Source organism: Flavobacterium sp. SLB02 (assembly GCF_009664855.1).
GTDB lineage: Bacteria > Bacteroidota > Bacteroidia > Flavobacteriales > Flavobacteriaceae > Flavobacterium.
Genome location: NZ_CP045928.1, coordinates 3,531,250 through 3,550,157 on the forward strand (window position 1 = coordinate 3,531,250; position 18,908 = coordinate 3,550,157).

The 18,908-nt window shown below is 33.1% G+C and carries 20 protein-coding genes; 10 read left to right on the forward strand and 10 right to left on the reverse strand.

Features of this window, described 5'->3' with window-relative positions; all coding sequences use genetic code 11:
- Both GIY83_RS12670 and GIY83_RS12675 read left to right on the forward strand, forming a co-directional pair.
- A complete protein-coding gene (locus tag GIY83_RS12670; RefSeq protein ID WP_194615431.1) occupies positions 1–369 on the forward strand; it encodes a response regulator transcription factor in 369 nt (122 codons plus the stop codon).
- 109 nt (positions 370–478) lie between these two features.
- Positions 479–1,831: a DEAD/DEAH box helicase gene (locus GIY83_RS12675; RefSeq protein ID WP_194615430.1), complete on the forward strand. Its 1,353-nt coding sequence runs from the start codon at positions 479–481 to the stop codon at positions 1,829–1,831.
- A 134-nt stretch (positions 1,832–1,965) separates the two neighbouring features.
- On the opposite strand, the gene GIY83_RS12680 is transcribed toward GIY83_RS12675, so the two are convergent.
- Positions 1,966–3,078: a lactonase family protein gene (locus GIY83_RS12680; protein WP_208681636.1), complete on the reverse strand. Its 1,113-nt coding sequence runs from the start codon at positions 3,076–3,078 to the stop codon at positions 1,966–1,968.
- Positions 3,079–3,364: 286 nt separating this feature from the next.
- On the opposite strand from GIY83_RS12680, the gene GIY83_RS12685 reads away from it, so the two are divergent.
- From GIY83_RS12685 to GIY83_RS12710, 6 genes are all read left to right on the forward strand, one after another.
- Positions 3,365–5,293: a BatA and WFA domain-containing protein gene (locus GIY83_RS12685; protein ID WP_194615428.1), complete on the forward strand. Its 1,929-nt coding sequence runs from the start codon at positions 3,365–3,367 to the stop codon at positions 5,291–5,293.
- A 126-nt stretch (positions 5,294–5,419) separates the two neighbouring features.
- On the forward strand, positions 5,420–6,676 hold the full coding sequence (locus tag GIY83_RS12690) for a dihydroorotase family protein (protein WP_208681638.1): 1,257 nt from the start codon (positions 5,420–5,422) through the stop codon (positions 6,674–6,676).
- Between the two features lie 5 nt (positions 6,677–6,681).
- Positions 6,682–7,008, forward strand: coding sequence for a hypothetical protein (locus GIY83_RS12695; protein ID WP_055098245.1), 327 nt, complete (start codon positions 6,682–6,684; stop codon positions 7,006–7,008).
- Between the two features lie 241 nt (positions 7,009–7,249).
- Positions 7,250–7,894 carry an alpha/beta hydrolase gene (locus tag GIY83_RS12700; protein WP_194615426.1) on the forward strand — a complete coding sequence of 215 codons (645 nt, stop codon included), beginning with the start codon at positions 7,250–7,252 and terminating at the stop codon, positions 7,892–7,894.
- A 58-nt stretch (positions 7,895–7,952) separates the two neighbouring features.
- Complete coding sequence (locus tag GIY83_RS24935) at positions 7,953–8,543, forward strand: hypothetical protein (RefSeq protein ID WP_228520366.1); 591 nt, start codon at positions 7,953–7,955, stop codon at positions 8,541–8,543.
- Entirely contained in the window at positions 8,543–9,169 is a 627-nt protein-coding gene (locus tag GIY83_RS12710; protein ID WP_194615425.1) for a hypothetical protein, read from the forward strand. The genes GIY83_RS24935 and GIY83_RS12710 overlap by 1 nt, the downstream gene beginning before the upstream one ends.
- Positions 9,170–9,222: 53 nt before the next feature.
- On the opposite strand, the gene GIY83_RS12715 is transcribed toward GIY83_RS12710, so the two are convergent.
- From GIY83_RS12715 to GIY83_RS12725, 3 genes are read right to left on the reverse strand one after another with little or no spacing between them, the layout of a single operon-like run.
- Positions 9,223–9,651, reverse strand: coding sequence for a hypothetical protein (locus tag GIY83_RS12715; protein ID WP_208681640.1), 429 nt, complete (start codon positions 9,649–9,651; stop codon positions 9,223–9,225).
- A 43-nt stretch (positions 9,652–9,694) separates the two neighbouring features.
- Positions 9,695–10,198 carry a hypothetical protein gene (locus GIY83_RS12720; RefSeq protein ID WP_194615423.1) on the reverse strand — a complete coding sequence of 168 codons (504 nt, stop codon included), beginning with the start codon at positions 10,196–10,198 and terminating at the stop codon, positions 9,695–9,697.
- 13 nt (positions 10,199–10,211) lie between these two features.
- Positions 10,212–10,976 (reverse strand): MBL fold metallo-hydrolase, encoded by a 765-nt coding sequence (locus tag GIY83_RS12725; protein ID WP_194615422.1) that lies wholly within the window; start codon positions 10,974–10,976, stop codon positions 10,212–10,214.
- A gap of 90 nt (positions 10,977–11,066) precedes the next feature.
- Between GIY83_RS12725 and GIY83_RS12730 the strand changes: the two genes are divergently transcribed.
- Positions 11,067–12,530: a TonB-dependent receptor gene (locus GIY83_RS12730; RefSeq protein WP_194615421.1), complete on the forward strand. Its 1,464-nt coding sequence runs from the start codon at positions 11,067–11,069 to the stop codon at positions 12,528–12,530.
- Between the two features lie 358 nt (positions 12,531–12,888).
- Here the strand turns inward: GIY83_RS12730 and bcp are convergent, their stop codons facing one another.
- Both bcp and GIY83_RS12740 read right to left on the reverse strand, forming a co-directional pair.
- Positions 12,889–13,341, reverse strand: coding sequence for a thioredoxin-dependent thiol peroxidase (gene bcp, locus GIY83_RS12735; protein ID WP_194615420.1), 453 nt, complete (start codon positions 13,339–13,341; stop codon positions 12,889–12,891).
- A gap of 33 nt (positions 13,342–13,374) precedes the next feature.
- Positions 13,375–14,055, reverse strand: coding sequence for a hypothetical protein (locus GIY83_RS12740; RefSeq protein WP_194615419.1), 681 nt, complete (start codon positions 14,053–14,055; stop codon positions 13,375–13,377).
- Positions 14,056–14,279: 224 nt separating this feature from the next.
- On the opposite strand from GIY83_RS12740, the gene nth reads away from it, so the two are divergent.
- On the forward strand, positions 14,280–14,957 hold the full coding sequence (gene nth / locus GIY83_RS12745) for an endonuclease III (protein WP_194615418.1): 678 nt from the start codon (positions 14,280–14,282) through the stop codon (positions 14,955–14,957).
- 15 nt (positions 14,958–14,972) lie between these two features.
- On the opposite strand, the gene GIY83_RS12750 is transcribed toward nth, so the two are convergent.
- The 4 genes from GIY83_RS12750 to GIY83_RS12765 form a co-directional block, all read right to left on the reverse strand.
- Positions 14,973–16,037, reverse strand: coding sequence for a hypothetical protein (locus GIY83_RS12750; protein WP_194615417.1), 1,065 nt, complete (start codon positions 16,035–16,037; stop codon positions 14,973–14,975).
- A 944-nt stretch (positions 16,038–16,981) separates the two neighbouring features.
- On the reverse strand, positions 16,982–17,125 hold the full coding sequence (locus GIY83_RS12755) for a hypothetical protein (RefSeq protein ID WP_165689754.1): 144 nt from the start codon (positions 17,123–17,125) through the stop codon (positions 16,982–16,984).
- Positions 17,126–17,175: 50 nt separating this feature from the next.
- The gene (locus tag GIY83_RS12760) at positions 17,176–17,760 is read right to left on the reverse strand and encodes an RNA polymerase sigma factor (protein ID WP_194615416.1); all 585 of its coding nucleotides are present in this window, start codon (positions 17,758–17,760) and stop codon (positions 17,176–17,178) included.
- 334 nt (positions 17,761–18,094) lie between these two features.
- Positions 18,095–18,853 (reverse strand): family 16 glycosylhydrolase, encoded by a 759-nt coding sequence (locus GIY83_RS12765; protein ID WP_194615415.1) that lies wholly within the window; start codon positions 18,851–18,853, stop codon positions 18,095–18,097.
- Between the last annotated feature and the right edge of the window lie 55 nt (positions 18,854–18,908).

Sequence of the window (18,908 nt, forward strand, 5' to 3'; positions counted from 1 at the left end):
ATGAACACTAGTGATAAAAAAATCATGATCATTGATAATGATGACATGACAATCGAAATTCTAAAATTTATTCTAAAAAGAGAAGGTTATAAAATAAGTATTGCAAAAGATGGTATCAATGCTTTAGAACGCATTCCGACTATTATGCCTGATTTAGTGATTACTAATATCATTATACCGCTTAAATCAGGATTAGAAATCATTAGTTATATCAAACAAAATTTTAAAGACATTCGTGTGGTGGCACTTTCGGCACTTGGCGAAGAAGAGAATACTGTCGAAGAAGCTTTTCAATTGGGTGTTGATGATTTTATTGCAAAACCCTTTAATCCAAATGAACTTTTATTGCGAATAAAACGATTTTTATAGCAATTCAAAGTCGATTTTTGAGAAATACGAATGCCCCAAACTGTCGTAATTTCTAAGAAATACCAATTTTCAGCTATTTATAGCTATATTTGCACAAAATTTAATGCAAATGAGCACTTTCGAAAAATTCAATCTTCCAAAATCAGTACAAAAAGCAATCGACGAATTAGGCTTTGTTACGCCTACTCCTATTCAGGAAAAATCTTTCGCCGTGATTATGTCTGGCCGCGATATGATGGGAATTGCGCAAACCGGTACCGGTAAAACATTTGCCTACTTATTACCTCTTTTAAAATTATACAAATTTACACCAACCAATACACCTAAAATTGTAATTCTGGTTCCAACACGTGAATTAGTTGTTCAGGTGGTAGAAGAAGTCGAGAAATTAACCAAATACATGTCGGTTAGTACACTTGGTATTTTTGGTGGGGTAAATATCAATACACAAAAAAAAGCCGTTTACGAAGGTGTCGACATTTTAGTTGGAACACCAGGCCGTACAATGGATTTAGCACTTGATGCCGTTATTCGTTTTGATGAAACTCAAAAATTAGTAATTGATGAGTTTGATGAAATGCTGAATCTTGGTTTCCGTACGCAATTGACAGCACTTTTGGCCATGATGAAAACCAAACGTCAGAACATTCTATTCTCTGCAACCATGACAGATGAAGTAGATGCTGTTTTGAATGACTTTTTTGATTTTCCCGAAGAAGTTACACTTGCAGCTTCAGGAACACCGCTTGAAAACATTACACAAATTACGTACAACGTACCTAACTTTAATACAAAAGTAAATCTGCTAAAACATTTATTAGAAACAAACGAAAGCATGGAACGTGTTTTAGTTTTTGTGAATAATAAAAAGATCTCAGATATGCTTCATACAAGAATCGAAGAAGATTTTGAAGGTCAGTTTGGTGTAATTCACTCCAATAAATCTCAGAATTACCGTTTGAGTACGATGGCTGAATTCCAGGAAGGAAATCTACGCGGATTAATTACTACTGATATTATGGCGAGAGGTTTAGATATTTCTAATATCTCTCACGTTATCAACTTCGAACTTCCTGAATTTCCTGAATTGTATATGCACAGAATTGGTCGTACAGGTCGTGCTGATGCAACAGGAACTGCAATTAGTTTTATTACACCTCGTGAAGAAGAATTTAAAGTGGAAGTTGAAGTGTTGATGAATCAGGAACTTGCCATTGCAGATTTCCCTGAAGAAGTTGAAATTTCATCTAAATTAATCGAACCTGAAAAAGACAAACAGCCGATTAAGTTTTTAATGAAAAAACAAACCCTTAAAGGTGATGGTGCTTTTCATGAAAAAGATAAAAAGAATAAAAAAGTCAACCTTGGGGGACCTTCTAAAACCAAAAAGAAAACCCACGGATCTGTCAATCGAAATATGTTGAAAACGAGAGACAAGAAGAGAAAAGATAAGAACAAGTAAATCTCTCAAATTCCAATAAAAAAAAATCCAAATTCCAAGTTGCTGAACTTAGAATTTGGATTTTTTTTGTGGCAGGTTTCAGTTTCAGTTTTTAGCACTGTTAGGAAACTGAAAACTGAGACCGAGACTGAAAACTATATTTTGGTAAAAACCAATCCCACAGGCGAACACAATTCGATTTTTTTACCAGTAGCTTTAAGTTTTCCTGTAGCTTTATCTCTTTTGAATATAATGATATCGTTAGTATATTGATGACCAACTAAAAGGTAATTTCCTGTTGGGTCGATAGCGAAATCTCTTGGGCCTTTTCCTAAAGTACTTTGCTGCTCTGTAAATTTAATTTTTCCGTCTTTCTGAATTTGATAAACCGAAATATTATTGGCATCAACACGATCTGTTACGTATAAAAACTTTCCATCAGGCGAAATTTTAATCGCTGCTGCACCTGTTCCTCCGGTAAATCCTTTTGCTAAAATACTGGTTTCAGAAAGTAACTTTAAACTTCCCGATTTATCATAACTAAATGTAGTAAGAGTCGCGTCTAATTCCTGAACCAAATAAACAAATTTACCGTCTTTGCTAAAGGTTAAATGTCTTGGGCCGCTTCCCTTTTTTACATCTACAGATCCTTTTAAAGTTAGAACCTCATGGCTTGCACCAGGATTGTACTTATAAATAAAAACTTTATCCTGTCCCAGATCATTCGATAAAACAAACTTTTTGTCCGGAGAAAAAACAACCTGATGCACATGCGCCTTTTCCTGACGTGCCACATTTGGTCCTTTTCCTTCATGCTGAATCAATTGTTGACCTTCGGTTATACTTCCGTCAGCATTTTTCTTAAATACCGCAATACTTCCTCCAGAATAATTCGCAACAATCACGTTTTTATCATCATTTATTAAGTGACAAGGATCTGCTCCTAAAGAAGAATTTGTATTTAGTACCTTAAGCTTACCTGTTGGTGCATCATATGTTAATGCTGTTACAGCACTTTGATTTCCGTTTTCGTTTACGGCATAAACAAATTTATTATTTGCCGAAACGGATACATAACTCGGACTCACTACTTTTTCTGTAGAATTTTTTAATTTAAAATCACCCGAAGCCGCATCAAATTCGTAAACGTAAATTCCTTTACTATCGCATGTATTGGTATAAGTTCCTACCAATAAATTAAATTTATTCTGCGCTTGTGTAGTTGTAAAGGCTAAAGCTGAAAAAAGCAGCATATATAATCTTTTCATAGTTTTTTATTTGTTTTTTGAATAGGCTAAAATACTCAATAATATCATTCGAAAAGTCATTTTTCGTTACAAAAGAAATTACAAAAGTTACATTATTCAAACTCCGTCTTCCAATTTTCAACCATAGTAAGTCATATGAGTTCATGTAATTTTAATATAATTTGAATCTAACTTATATCTCTTATATTACTTATATGGTTTAAATACTATTACCTATATGGTTTGACTAAAAATTTGTATTTTTGACCAGTATCTACAAAAAGTAGTAAAATAAATCTAAGCCGGAATGCATTTTAAACATCCTGAAATTCTATACTTTCTATTTTTATTGATTGTTCCAATTTTGGTTCATTTATTTCAATTACGACGTTTTAAAACTTCCTATTTTACTAATGTACGTTTCTTAAAAGAGCTTTCGATTCAAACCCGAAAAAGTTCAAAAATCAAAAAAAGACTTTTACTGGCGACTCGTTTATTGTTATTGACTTGTATTATTTTGGCTTTTGCCCAGCCTTTTTTCGAAGCAAAAGACAGTAAAAATGCCACTAACGAAATGTATATTATTCTGGACAATTCCTTTAGTATGCAAGCAAAAGGCAAAAAAGGAGAATTGCTAAAACGTGCTGTTCAGGAATTATTAGAAAATACTCCCGAAACCACTCAGTTTTCATTATTAACCAATACCGAAAATTACTGGAATACGGATATAAAATCATCCAAAAGTGCTTTACAGAATCTACAGTACAGCGCAACACCTTTTGAACTTCCGTCAATCATGGCAAAGATAAAAGCCCATAAATCGGCTTATAAAAAAGACATTGTTATTATTACAGATGCTATTGGATTGGCCGAAAAAGATGTAAAAAATATTGATACTGAAGAGAAACCTTATTTTATAATTCCATCGGCGGAACAAAAAAACAACATCGCTATTGACAGCGTTTATATCAATCAGACTTTAGAAAATTTCTATGAAATTAGCGTAAATCTATCCGCTTACGGAGAGCATTTCAAACCGGTTTCGATGGCCTTATACAATCAAAATAAACTGATTGCCAAAACCATTATCAATTTTGAGGCAAAGAAAAAGAAAGTCAATTTTACGATTCCAAAAGAAGCTTTTCACGGATATGTGACTATTGAAGATAACGGTCTTACTTACGACAATAAGCTTTATTTTAGTATTTCGAAAAATAAAAAAACAAATGTTATTAGTATAGGCGAACCAGAAAAAAGCAATTTCTTATCGAGAATTTATACTTCTTCTGAATTCAATTACAATAATTATTCGATTAGCAATTTAGATTATAATAGTTTAGACAAACAGAATACTATCATTTTAAATGAATTAGTTGAAGTTCCTCAGGCTTTGCAAACTACTCTGAAAGCATTTGTTGCTAAAGGCGGAAATTTAGTGGTGATTCCTTCTGAAAAAAGTTCAGTTTCAAATCTCAATTCATTTCTGGGTAATTTCGGAAAAATTCAGTTTAATACTCTTGAAAACAAAAGCAAGTTGATTACCAAAATCAATTTCGATCATCCTTTATTTTCAGGCGTTTTCGAGAATAAAATCACGAATTTTCAATATCCAAAAACAAATAATTCTTTTGCCATTTCGAGCCCATATCCGGCCGTATTATCTTATGAAGATCAGAGCGTATTTGTAACTGCAATTCAGAATCCGGTTTCGGGAATTACTGTTTTTTCAGCACCTATTAATGCAGCAAATTCAAACTTTCAGCAATCGCCATTAATTGTTCCGTTGTTTTATAAAATGGGGCAAAACAATCAAAAAACAGGAGTTAATGCCCTGACTATTGGCAATAACCAACCTTATTTTGTGGATGTTTTATTGACCAAAGATGCTATTCTGGAAGTAAAAGGAAGTGAAGATTCTTTTATTCCTATTCAGCAAATATTGAATAATAAAGTAAAACTAACCTTTAATGATTTCCCTGAAACATCCGGAAATTATAGTGTTTTTGATAAAAAAGAATGGGTAGAAAACCTGAGTTTCAATTACAAAAGAACCGAAAGCGATTTGAGTCAGGTAAATACCAACGTAGTTTCTGATTTTAAAACTGCCGATACGATTTCGACCATTTTTAATACGCTACAAACTGAACGAACTGACAGCCAAATTTGGAAATGGTTTGTTATCTTTGCACTGTTATTTTTAGCATTAGAAATGGCAATTATAAAATTCGTGAAATAAACTTAAAGTTTATTTTTTCTGAACCATTAAGAGATTAAGATCATAAAGGGTTAAGCCTTCTTAATTTAACTTAACCTTAATGGTAGAAATAAAACATTTTATGTTTGAATAAATAAATATCTACATATGAAAATAATCATCAGAAGCGCCAAAATTATCGATTCAAAAAGTCCGTTTCACAATCAGACCGTTGATCTTTTAATTGCAGATGGTTTAATAGAAAAAATAGGAACTTCGATTCTTGATATCGAGGACACAACCGAAGTTAAGTTGGATAATTTACATCTTTCCCAAGGTTGGTTTGACAGCAGCGTTTCTTTTGGAGAACCAGGTTACGAAGACAGAGAAACCATTGCAAACGGATTGAATGTTGCTGCAAAAAGCGGTTTTACCGGCATCGCTCTTCAACCGAACTCCTTCCCTGTTATCGATAATCAATCGCAGGTCAATTTTGTAAAAAATAAAGCTAATGATTTTGCTACGGAACTTTTCCCAATTGGTGCTTTAACCAAAGCCAGCGAAGGAAAAGATATGGCAGAATTATTTGATATGAAAAAATCCGGAGCGGTTGCTTTTGGCGATTATAATAAAAGTACTGACAACGCCAACTTGCTAAAAATTGCTTTGCAATACGTTCAGGATTTTAATGGCTTGGTTATTACTTATTCGCAGGATCCAAATATCAAAGGAAACGGTGTTGCCAATGAAGGAATCGTTTCAACCAAATTAGGTTTAAAAGGTATTCCAAATCTGGCCGAAGAATTACAAATATCAAGAAATTTATTTCTACTGGAATATACGGGAGGAAAACTTCATATTCCGACCATTTCTACCGCAAAATCGGTTGAATTGATAAAAGAAGCTAAAGCAAAAGGACTTCAGGTAACTTGTAGCGTTGCAGTACATCATTTGGTTTTAACCGATGAAAAATTAGAAGGTTTTGATACCCGCTTTAAAGTTACGCCGCCATTAAGAACCGAAAGCGACAGACAGGCTTTATTAAATGGAGTTAAAGACGGAATAATAGATATTATTACTTCAGACCACAATCCAATTGATATCGAGTTCAAGAAAATGGAATTTGATACAGCGAAAAACGGAACAATTGGTCTTGAAAGTGCTTTTGGAGCCTTATTAACTGTTTTACCACTCGAAACGGTAATCGAAAAATTAACTTATGGTAAATCTGTTTTCGGAATTGAAAACAATACAATTGCCGAAGGTTCTAAAGCGAACTTCACTTTCTTTACTCCGGAAGGAAAATCGACTTTTACAAAAGCTAATATTCTTTCGAAATCTAAAAATTCTGCTTTTTTAGGAACAGAAATCAAAGGTTCTGTGTACGGAATCTTGAATCAAAATCAACTTGTTATCACTAAATAATTACAATGAATAATTCAATCGAAGAGGGAAAATCAATCGCCATTACCAGTTATATTTTAATTATTGGTGTTTTGATCGCGATGTCTATGAACTCTGAAAATAAAAATAGTTTTGCCTCTTTTCATATTCGCCAAGCTTTAGGATTATCGCTTGCTTTTATTTCATTTGGAGCCATTATCAGTAATTTCGACAGCTTTATGATTACTTTCCCAATGTGGATTTGTATTTCGATATTATGGACGTATGGGATTTTTAGTGCTATACAAGGTCAAACAAGACCAATTCCGTTGGTTGGGAATTTATTTCAAAAATGGTTTAAATCGATAGGATAAGAAAATTCCAAATTTTTAAAAACTCCAAATACCAATTTAAAAAAATCCGTTAAAATCCGCGTTTTCTCTTTAGCGAATCTGTTTTATCAGCGTATAAATTTAGAACACGGATAACACTGATTTGCAAGCAAAAATGCAGAAAAAAACAAATTTTACTATATAATCTCAACAAACTTTCTCAAAGTTCGACTTTCAGAGAAAACTCATAACTTATAACTCAAAACTCATAACTTCCAAAGAAATGAATCTATCTTTAGAATATAAAATACAAGAACCAAAAGTTATCTTAGACAAAAATCCTGTTTTACTTTTACTACACGGATACGGCAGCAATGAAGCTGATTTGTTTTCGTTTGCTACTGAACTTCCTGATAACTATTATATCATTTCTGCCCGTGCGCCTTATGATTTGCAATATGGTGCCTATGCCTGGTATGCGATTAATTTTGATGCGGATCAGAATAAATTTTCAGACAACGAACAAGCCAAAACTTCTCGTGATTTGATCGCTAAGTTTGTTGATGAACTGGTTGCTAATTATCCTATTGATGCCAATAATGTTACCTTGGTTGGTTTTAGCCAGGGTTCTATTTTAAGTTATTCGGTTGCACTTTCGTATCCTGAAAAAATTCAGAGAGTTGTGGCTATGAGTGGTTATTTTAACGAAGAAATAATCAAAGAAGGTTACCAGAAAAACGACTTTAAAAACTTAAAAATATTCGCTTCACACGGAACCGTAGATCAGGTAATCCCTATCGATTGGGCGAGAAAAACTCCTGCTATTCTTGAAAAACTAAATATTCCGGTTACTTATAAGGAATATCCTGTTGGTCATGGAGTGGCTCCGCAAAATTTCTTTGATTTTAAGAATTGGCTCTCGGAGTAGTTTTCTAGTCACAGTTTTCAGTCTCGGTCTCAGTTTCCAGCCATCTTAAATCCTAATAATGAGTAAATTTCCAGAGATATTAACTGACGAAAAAATAAAGGACAGCAATAAAGACTTTAGAAGTGCGCTGTTTTCTTTAGACAAAAACATTATTGATAAGGATAATTTCGTTCACTTAGCAAGGATTTATTCTACTACAAAACAACTTGATATTAGAAATAAAGTATTAAGATTATTATATGATTTTGATTTTCCTCAATTAAAGGATTTCTTTGATAGTGCATATAAGAAAGAACGTTATCTAGACATGAAAATCTATGCGCTCCGTGGTCTTTCTCAGTTTATTAGTGAGAAGGATATAGAAAAACTATTGCATAAATTCAATCTGACTTTACTAAAAAGACAAGAAACAACACCTTATAATTATCAGGAATACGAACTTTTAAAAGGGCAAAATTCTTTGACTTATTTAGTAGAAAAGTACAATTACAATTGTTTTAAAGAAACACTAAATCAGGTAAATAAGCAATATAATGGAATGCCTGATGCTTTTAAAGGTCATTTTACAATAGACGAAAAAGGTCAGGTAGTTTCATTAAGAAGTCCCGAAGAAAGCTCAAAGATGATTAAAGATTTTTTTAAGGCATAATGACAAAAAAGAGCAACAAAAACAGTAAATTAAAATTAACGAGTAACTATAAAATTCTGAACTCCAGAAATATATTTATAATTACACTTATTATTATAACCCTAACTATTATAACTGTTTGGCTTTTTGGATTAGGAGATCATAGATCTTTTTTCGAAAATTCGCTATTATCAACAACCATTTTATCTATAGCATTCTTTTTATTTCTATCTATTGGATTATTTAAGGGAATTAAACTTAGAGATAATCTAGGCCAAATAACAGATCGTTTTGATCCTTCACAAATTGATTTTATAAGAGAAGCTGTTGCAGATCGCAGTATTGAGGATGCACCAGATATTGGCGAAGGAATTTTTGGAATTATACTAAGCCTAATTTTATGGTTTATTATGGCAGTCGTAATTAGTTACTTATGCTGGGCATTTGGTGCCATAGTATGGTTTTCCATCTTAACTTTTATGGCAATGCTTTATTGGATTTTCTTCAGGGCATTAAGGCTGGTCTTTAAAAAATCCGGAAAGTGCAAAGGCAATTATTCAAATAGTATCTTATATGGTCTTAGTTTTACAATTCTATACAACTTTTGGATTTATGCAATCATTTTTATGACAATGCATTTTTCTTAAAATAAAAAATCGCAGCCTTCAAACTGAAAACTGCGACTGTATATTGAAAACTCTTATTCTCCTGTATAAATAATTTTACCAGCTTTTTTCAGCACATAACCTTTCCAGGGAATCAATTGATAATCGCCTTTTGTCCAGGAATCTCCTTCTGATTTTCTGTCTAAAAGGATGGGTTCTTTTTGAGTGTCAAGGAAAAGTTCGGCTTGGTTTGCATCAAAAATAACGTAGGCTACAGTCGAGTATGTTTTTCCATCTTCGGCATGAGCTAGTTTTGTTCCTGCTTCAAAAAGACGTACACATTCTTTTTTAAGTGTTGACCACGTATATCCTGCAGATGCCTTGCAACCGTGAGCATCAGAGTCACCTCCTACTACCACCGGTTTTGATTCTTGCTGTTTTGGTGTTTTATTCTCTTCCGAAACTTTCTTTGTACAAGAAAACGAAAGACCAATAATCATCGAAAATAAAAATATCTTTTTCATATATCCTATAATTTTAGATTGCAAAAAATAGGATCATTAGTTTCTATTTTTGATACAACCAGGTTTGATTTACTTCAAAAGTAATATTATCATCGTTATCAACAAAATATTTTAACAAGACTTCTCCCCATAATTCGCCATTGCTGTAATCTGCAATGATCCATCTGTGGTTTAGAATTTTTATTTTATTGATGATAAACTTGTTTGGACCAATTTTATCCTGCCCTGTATAAGGATTTCCGTTTGGATTTGCATTTAGATCTAATAATTTCTCTGTTACAACCGGAATCAGTTTTTCGTATAAAATTACTTTTCCTCCTGAAGCGCTATTATCAAAATAGTTTTGCGCATTCTCGTTATGTTCCAGAGAGAAATAATCTGCATCGGCTAATTTTGTTGTTACAAGATTAATGCTGTCTCTTAGTTTTTTAGTTGTTTTATCATATCTTTCCTGCCCAAATTTTACTTCTCTGCTGTAAAACATATAAGTAAAAACATTCATAAGTATCGCAAGGATAAAAAGATAAAGCATTAAGGATTTTTTCATTGTAGTGGTATAATTAAATTGTAATTTCTAAGTTATCGTAGGCCAGGAAAACGTTTTCAGGCAATTGTTTTTGCACTTCTTCATGAAAGCCTAAAACGTGGCTAATGTGCGTTAAATAAGCTTTTTCAGGTTTCACCAAATTTATAAAATCAAGTGCTTCCTGCAAATTAAAGTGTGTGTCATGTGGTTCTACTCGCAAAGCATTTACTACTAAAACTTTAAGATTTTTTAGTTTTTCAACTTCGGTTTCGTGAACCGTTTTAACATCGGTTAAATAGGCAAAATCATCTATACGATATCCAAAAACCTGTAAATCGCCGTGCATAACATTTACCGGAATGGCTGTTTTATCACCTACCGTAAAGGATTCGTTATTGATGACCTCAATCGTTTTTACGCTTGGAGCGCCCGGATATTTGTTTACAGTTTCGAAAACATAATCGAAACGGCGTTTAAGGTTATCTATAACACGCTGATGTGCATAAACAGGAATTTCGCCCTGTCTGAAATTAAACGGACGTATATCGTCTAAACCAGCAGTATGATCTGCATGTTCGTGTGTAAACAAAATGGCGTCGAGATGTCTGCAGCCGCAAGAAAGCATTTGTTGCCTAAAATCAGGACCGCAATCGATAACGTAAGAGTGCTCGCCCCATGTGATCCAGATCGATACGCGGAGCCTTTTGTCCTTAGCATCAGTGCTTTTACAAACAGGATGATCGACTCCGATTATCGGAATGCCTTGTGAAGTACCAGTACCTAAAAAATATACCTTCAATTGAACTTAATTTTTTTACAAAAATAGGATTATTTCTCTTTCATTAGAAGCCTAATTTGCTAACTTTGTAACAAATCTATTTAAAATAAAATGGGTACAGAAATAAAACTCAAAGGTGACAAGGTCATCGAACAGATTCCTTCCATAAAAGACAAAGCGTTACGCATTAATTTAAACGAGAATATTTACGGAACTTTTGCTGAAATTGGTGCTGGACAAGAAACCGTTAGGCATTTTTTCAGATCCGGGGGTTCATCGGGAACAATTGCAAAAGCAATGTCTGCCTACGACAAAGATTTCAGTGACGCCGTTTATGGAATTGAGAGAGATGGCCGATATGTAACCGAAGAGCGATTAAAGAAAATGCTGACTCTTGAAGGCCAAATCATTGAGGAGCGATTAAGCCGCGAAAAACATCCTACAAAACTTTTCTTTAGTTACGCGAACACTGTTGCCACAATAGATTTTGCCAAACAGTTTAAAGGTCATGGCTGGGTAGGAATTAGATACCAAATTGAACCTGATGAAGCTTATAACGAAATTATCCTGCACATTCGTTTTAAAGAAACTGATGCCCGACTACAACAGGAAACACTGGGAATTTTAGGAGTAAACCTAATTTACGGTGCTTTTTATAAATACAACGATCCAAAACGATTACTTCGTTATTTATACGATCACTTAGACAAAGACCAACTCGAAATTGATACTATTAACTTCTCAGGACCTCGTTTTGCTGATGTTGATAATCGTTTGATGAGTTTACAATTGGTTAAAAACGGAATGACTGATGCGGTAATGTTTAATCCTGAAGGGAAAAACGTATTACCAGCTGCCGTTTTATACAAAAAGAACCTTCTTGCTTTTAGAGGAAGTTTTCGACCGGTTACGAACGTAAACCTTGATATGTACGAGAAATCTCTCAAAATGTTTCTTGAAGAAAATAAGGTTGAAAAAGACAATACTTTGGTCGTTTTTGAAATTACACTTTCGAATTTACGTTCTGATGGTGAAATTGACGAACGTGATTTCATGGACAGAGCCGAATTGCTTTGTTCGTTAGGTCAGACTGTAATGATCTCAAATTTCCAGGAATACTATAAAGTGGTTGAATATTTTGCTAATTACACTAAAGCCAGAATGGGATTGGCCATGGGGGTGAATAATTTAGTAGATATTTTTGACGAGAAGTATTATCGTCATTTAAGTGGTGGTATCCTTGAAGCTTTTGGAAAGTTATTCTATCGTGATATGAAAGTATTCTTATACCCAATGTTGGGCGATAACGGAGAAATCATTACTTCTGAAAATCTAAAAGTACACCCTAGAATGAAGGAATTATATAAATTCTTTAAATTCAACGGAAAAGTGGTTGATATCGTAGATTATAACCCGAATATCTTAAATGTATTCTCCCGAGAGGTTTTAAAAATGATCAGCCAGGGGAAATCAGGCTGGGAACCGATGCTTCCTTCTGGTGTTGCCGAAATTATCAAAGAACACCATCTTTTTGGATATCATCCGGAAACTGAATTGGAACAAAATAATATGTAATATCAAAAAGGTCCTAAAAAGAAAGTCTTTCTTTTTGGGACTTTTTTTTACTCTCTAGTTCTAAAATTTTTTTTACCGCAAAGCGCGCTAAGTTTTTTTTCTATATCTGAAGCTTTTGTAAAAGAAAAGTTCGCAAAGCTATGTGTTGAATAAGCTTTGCGAACTTTTTATGTTTCAGTTTTCAGGTTTTGCTGGATTTGAAACTTTGTCAAAGTTTTGAACTTTGACAAGTTGTTTGAGGCAATTTTTCAGGTAAAGCTTTGCAAACTTTGCGCATTATAAATGCAATCTAAGAAAAAAAATTAGCGTGCTTTGCGGTAAAAGTCACCGTTAAGCTCGAAACCTGAAACAAAAATTTTTATTTCAAAATTTGCGCTGCGTGTTCTTTTGTTTTTACTTTTTCGATTACCTCATCGATGATTCCGTTTTCGTTGATTACGAAAGTGGTCCTGTGGATTCCGTCGTATTCTTTTCCCATGAATTTTTTAGGGCCCCAAACTCCAAATGCATGGATAACTGATTTGTCTTCGTCGGCTAATAAAGGAAAAGGGAATTCGTATTTGTCTTTGAATTTCAGCTGCGCTTTTTGACTGTCGGCACTTACTCCCAGGAGTTCATAGTTATTGACTTTAAAACGTTCGAAATTATCTCTTAGGTCACAAGCCTCTGCGGTACAACCTGGCGTACTTGCTTTTGGATAAAAGAATACTACTAATTTTTTTCCGGCGTAATCTGCCAGTTTATGTGTTTTTCCGTCCTGGTCTGTTCCTGAAAAATTTGGTGCTTTGTCACCGGCTTTTAATGTTGTCATATTTTTTAAATTTTAGATTGTTGATTTTAGATTTTAGATTAATGTCTGTTTATTTAAATCTACTTTTATCTCTCCAATCAACCATTTTCCGTTATGTCGAGTTTTATATCTATATTCAATCTCAAAAATACCATTTTTAATTTCCCCTTCTTCGAATAAGCTCTCAAAAAAGATTTCGGTAGTTATTTTTAAGGTTTTTTCTATACGTCCTTTTGGTAAATTAATTTTAAAAAGTTTGTTGGTACTCAAATTAAAAAAGTTTAAAAAATTAGACTCTTTAGAATCAATAGTAACAAAATAAGGATATTTCTTAATGTTACTATGATAAATTTCCCTACCAAGATTTGCAATTTTTTTTCCGTTATTCTTATCAAATAGTACGAACTCTGACGGATCGCAACAACCAGAAACTAAACGGTTTTCTATAATGAATGTGTTGTTGTACTCAGCCCAGCTTAAATAACCTAATCTGCCTGTTAATTCGATTAGACTTTTATCTAAAGAAAAAAGCTTTTTCTTTTCTTTTGTTTTACTTTCAAAAACAAGCCAAGATGAATCGCAATTAAACTGATAGTAAATTTTTGCTCCGTTTTTAAAGGTTGTTTTTTCACAAGATATAATTTCATTCAATTGAGGTCGCTCTTTACAACTACAATTTTGTGCAGAACTAAATTGCGAAATAATTATAAAAATAAATGTCACTATAATTTTCATTGTTTAAATAAAATAGGTTAATTAAGAGATATGTTTTCATGCCTCAGATTGCAGTGAAAACCCCCGAGTTGTGGTAATTTACATTTTTTGCATTGGAAAAGCGACCGGAGGAAGCTCTTGCGAATGCTTAAAAATGTTATTGCCACAATGAGGAGTTGCAACGGAAAGCTGGATTAGGCACATCATGAAAATTATAGTATTTTTACGGGATTAAAAATACGGAAATGAATAAAGAAGCTCGCGTACAGTTTGTTATAAATACGTTAAAAGAACTCTACCCTACTATACCTGTCCCGCTCGATCATAAGGATCCTTACACATTGCTGATTGCTGTTTTGCTTTCGGCGCAATGTACCGATGTGCGTGTGAACCAGATTACACCTATTCTTTTTGCAAAGGCTGATAATCCGTATGATATGGTAAAAATGTCGGTAGAGGAAATTAAGGAAATTATTCGCCCTTGTGGTTTGTCGCCAATGAAATCGAAAGGGATTTATGGTTTATCGCATATTTTGATTGATAAATACGATGGAAAGGTTCCGCAGAGTTTTGAAGCTCTTGAAGAATTACCTGCTGTGGGACACAAAACGGCGAGTGTGGTAATGTCTCAGGCGTTTGGTGTGCCGGCTTTTCCGGTTGACACGCATATTCACAGGTTGATGCACAGGTGGAATCTTTCGAACGGGAAAAATGTGGTGCAGACTGAAAAAGATGCTAAAAGATTATTTCCTAGAGAAATCTGGAACGACTTACATCTTCAGATTATTTGGTATGGTCGTGAATATTCGCCTGCAAGGGGATGGAGCTTAGATAAAGATATTATTACAAGGACTGTTGGCAAAAAATCGCTGATTGAGGAAACTATGAAAAAGGAAGAAGCTACTAAAAAGATTGTTAAGTAGCTTCTTCTCTATTTTTTACATACTGCTTTTAAGGGCATTATATTCACCTGTCATATTTAGTGATCTATAAATACCTAGAAGTGATTTTGCTGCACTTTCATTTTTTGGTTCTATATTCAATGCCTTTTTTAGGTACGGAATGGCGCTTTTTACGATTTCGTCTTTTTGGGCATCTAATTTATCATATTGCTTCATTTCGGCAGGGCTGTTTCCTAAAGTCCCCATTAGGTCCTGTAATTCTTTTTTGAATTGTATTTTGACATAGGCCAGATTGATATAGCAGGTCATGCAATTTTGGTTGGCTTGTAGTGCATCTTCGTAATATTTTTCGGCACTACAATAATCGTTTGTCTCCATATAACAAAAGGCTAAAGAGGTCAGGATTTCTTCTTTTTTTGATGGTGGATTTACATTTCTTGGTTTTTCGTAAAGTCCTTCCTGAATACTTGCTTCTCTCGCACTCATGGAGATAAAGGCTTCTTCTTGTTTTGTTTTTTTGTTTGTAGCATAAAAAATAACTGTCTCGCCAGTGTAATTTAGTCTTTTAAGTTCTTCGAAATACTTAATGGCTGACTTGTACTCTTTTGCTGCAAAGGCGGCAGAAGCTGCATTGAACAGGTTTCTGATGTCTTTTTTATCGAAAAGATAGACTTCGTAACTTTTATCGGCACTTTCTTTGTATTTCTCTGCTTTAAAATCATTGTATGCTCCGTCTACCAGTTTGGATTTCATTTCTTTTAGGGCCAAACTTGCCTTGAAAGCATATTTGTAGATTTGAGAATCATTTTCGTATAATAATACATCCTGATACGCTCCTACTGCTAAAGCAAAATTAGCTGCAGCATCTACATTTTTGCTTGCTAAATCTTTGTAAACATTTCCTTTTGTAAAATAGAAATCTGATTTTACCTCAACCGGTGCGTTTATTATTAGGTATTCTATTTTCTTTAAAATAGCTAATGCTTCCTGGGTTTTTCCTTTGCTGTAATAAGATTGCGCTTCTTTGATTTCTTCTTTTTGAGCGTATGCTCCTATACTTATTGATAGGAGCAATAATAAGATCTTAAAGTTCTTTTTCATTTTCGGTTAAGTTTGGTTGTTAAATAGATTAAGGGTAGTACTTATTATTGTTGATTGAAAAAATTGATTTGAAAGGCTAAAGTTCTTTACTCTTACCCTCAATCAATGTGTACCAAACAATCATTCTTTTTTAATAATCTTTACGAGATATTAAAATAAACAACAAACGAAACGTGGTTAGGGTAATTTTTGGCCATAGATGATTTGGTTTTGGTTATACTTCTTTTTGGTTATTATTAAAAATTGAATTTTTCTACATATTGAAAGGTTTTTAATACATAAACCTCTTTTATATAGCGATTTTGTTAAATAAAAAACTTCTTTTTAACTAAAACAAAGCTAAATATAAAATAAAAAATTGATATTCGGTTAAAATATAGAATTTTAACAAAACAGCTGTAAAGTTATAATCAAGTTATTATCAATAATAGGTGTTATCTTCAATAATAAACAGCTTATTATTGTGCTATTTAGAGTGGAAATGGATTGTTGTGGAATAGCATTGTGAATGGATTGCGGATGGATTGCGTCCCGAGGGTTGAAACCGTTGGCTATGTTTTAGCTAATTGATTATATCTTATTAGATCTTCCTTTTTTTTTAAAATTACCTACAATGAGCATATTGCAAACATAACCCAAGGTTTCAACCTTTGGGAACGGATGGCGGGAAACGTATTTGAGAGAATTTATTAATTTATTAATGTATTAATTAATCATGATGAAAAATGCATTTTGGATGGATTGCGTCCCAACGGTTGAAACCGTTGGTTATGTTTATCTAATTGAGGATATTTTTTACTAGATCTTCGATTTTTGAATGTGCTCTTTTTGTATCAGAAAAAAAAAACTCACTACCTGTATTTGCATACAAATAGTGAGCTTTCAACCAAACGACCAGTTGGTTTTTCTTTCGAAATAAACATCCGACAAATGTAGTGGGCTGTTTAATTAGCTATAATTTCAAAACTTTTATCTTCAATTTTCACAACTGTTAATGCTTGTGAATAATTTAGTAAAAAAGAAACAACTTCTTTTTTAGGTTTTAAATCTTTAGAAGCTAATGCCTTTTTAGAGTAAATTTTCGCCATACTATCAAAATGTTTTATTATAGTATAACGGACTATTACTCAAAATAGTATTAGTTGGTTAAAATAATTTGATGTTTGTCAATTATTTTTCTTAAATTCATTAATGCATAACGCATTCTGCCCAGTGCCGTATTGATGCTAACACCCGTAAGTTCAGATATTTCCTTGAAACTCATATCCTGATACATACGCATAACCAATACTTCTTTTTGATCTTCGGGAAGTTCTTCTATGATCTTTTTTAAGTCTACTTCGACCTGATCAAAGATCATTTTATTCTCAATCGTCAGGGAATCATCAGACATGACAGAAAAAATCGAAAACTCTTCGGTTTCTCTGTACATTGGCATTTTTTTGGTTTTACGAAAATGATCTACAATTAAGTTGTGAGATATACGCATTACCCAAGGTAAAAATTTACCTTCTTCGTTATAGGAATTACTTTTTAAGGTTTTAATTACCTTAATAAAAGTGTCTTGAAAAATATCGTTTGAAATATCTCTATCAGCAATCTTAGAATATATAAATCCATATATCTTAGACTCGTGTCTTTTAATTAATGTCGCCAGGGCCGTCTCATTGCCTTCGACATAATTTTTCACTAATAGAGCGTCTGGAATATGCAGATCAGCCATAATACTACTTTTTTTTAGTTCTGTTTTAAAATTTGGAGTAATTTTTTCTAAAAAGTAGTTTTATATAATAGGCGTATCTTTTGGGTTATGATGTTATGTTAATATTCTGACCAAATTTAACAAATTATAATTTTAAAAAGCAAACAAAATGAGGAATAATTAACAATAAATTGTTAATTATTGCAGAACAAACTTAATTTCAGGCTTTATATGATCAAAAAAAGCAAAAATAAGGTCTTTTTTTAACATAAAAAATCAGATATAAACAACTCAACACTAAATAATTAACTCATTTACATCTGATTATTACATTTTTTTGTCACGTTAGTACTTACTATTGATAAACACGAAGATAATCGATATAAAACTTTTGAGGAAGTACATTATCATCCACTTCAGGACCTCCAAAATTTCCCCCTATGGCCAAATTTAGGATAATATAAAATGGTTTATCAAAAGGCCAGGTATCTTCATTTTTTACTTCAGGATTAAAGGTGTAAACTAATGTTTGATCTACAAAAAAATCGATTTTATCTTTTGTCCATTCAATTGCATAAACATGATATCCTTCTTCAATAGTAGCAAAAGGGGTTCTTTTTGTATTGATGGTATTTCCGTGACTGGCTTGCGTGTGCAAAGTAGTATATACCATATGTGGATCTCTGCCTATATATTCGAGAATGTCGATTTCTCCTGTTTTAGGCCATTTTACCTCATCGATATTTGCACCCAGCATCCAGAATGCCGGCCATAAGCCATGTCCTACCGGTAGTTTTGCTCTGGCTTCGATGCGGCCATATTTAAACTCTTTTTTACCTTTTGTCGTTATTTTTGTCGAGGTGTATTTAGCACCTTCTTTTCTGGCTTCTATAATAAGATTTCCATCCCTGAATTCGTGATTTGTTTTGGTGTAAATCTGTCTTTCGTTATTTCCGTAACCGCATAAATTTGGACATCCGTCTCCAAGTTCGAAATTCCAAAAGGTTTCATTCACTTCTTTTTTATTAAAATTTTCTTCCCAGACTAGTTTTCTTTTGACTTCTTGCGCAAAACTCAAACTGGTTATCATTAATAATACAATTACTTTTTTCATACCATCATTTTAAAATTAACAAAATAAGAAGGCCAGCCTTAACTGACCTTCTCAC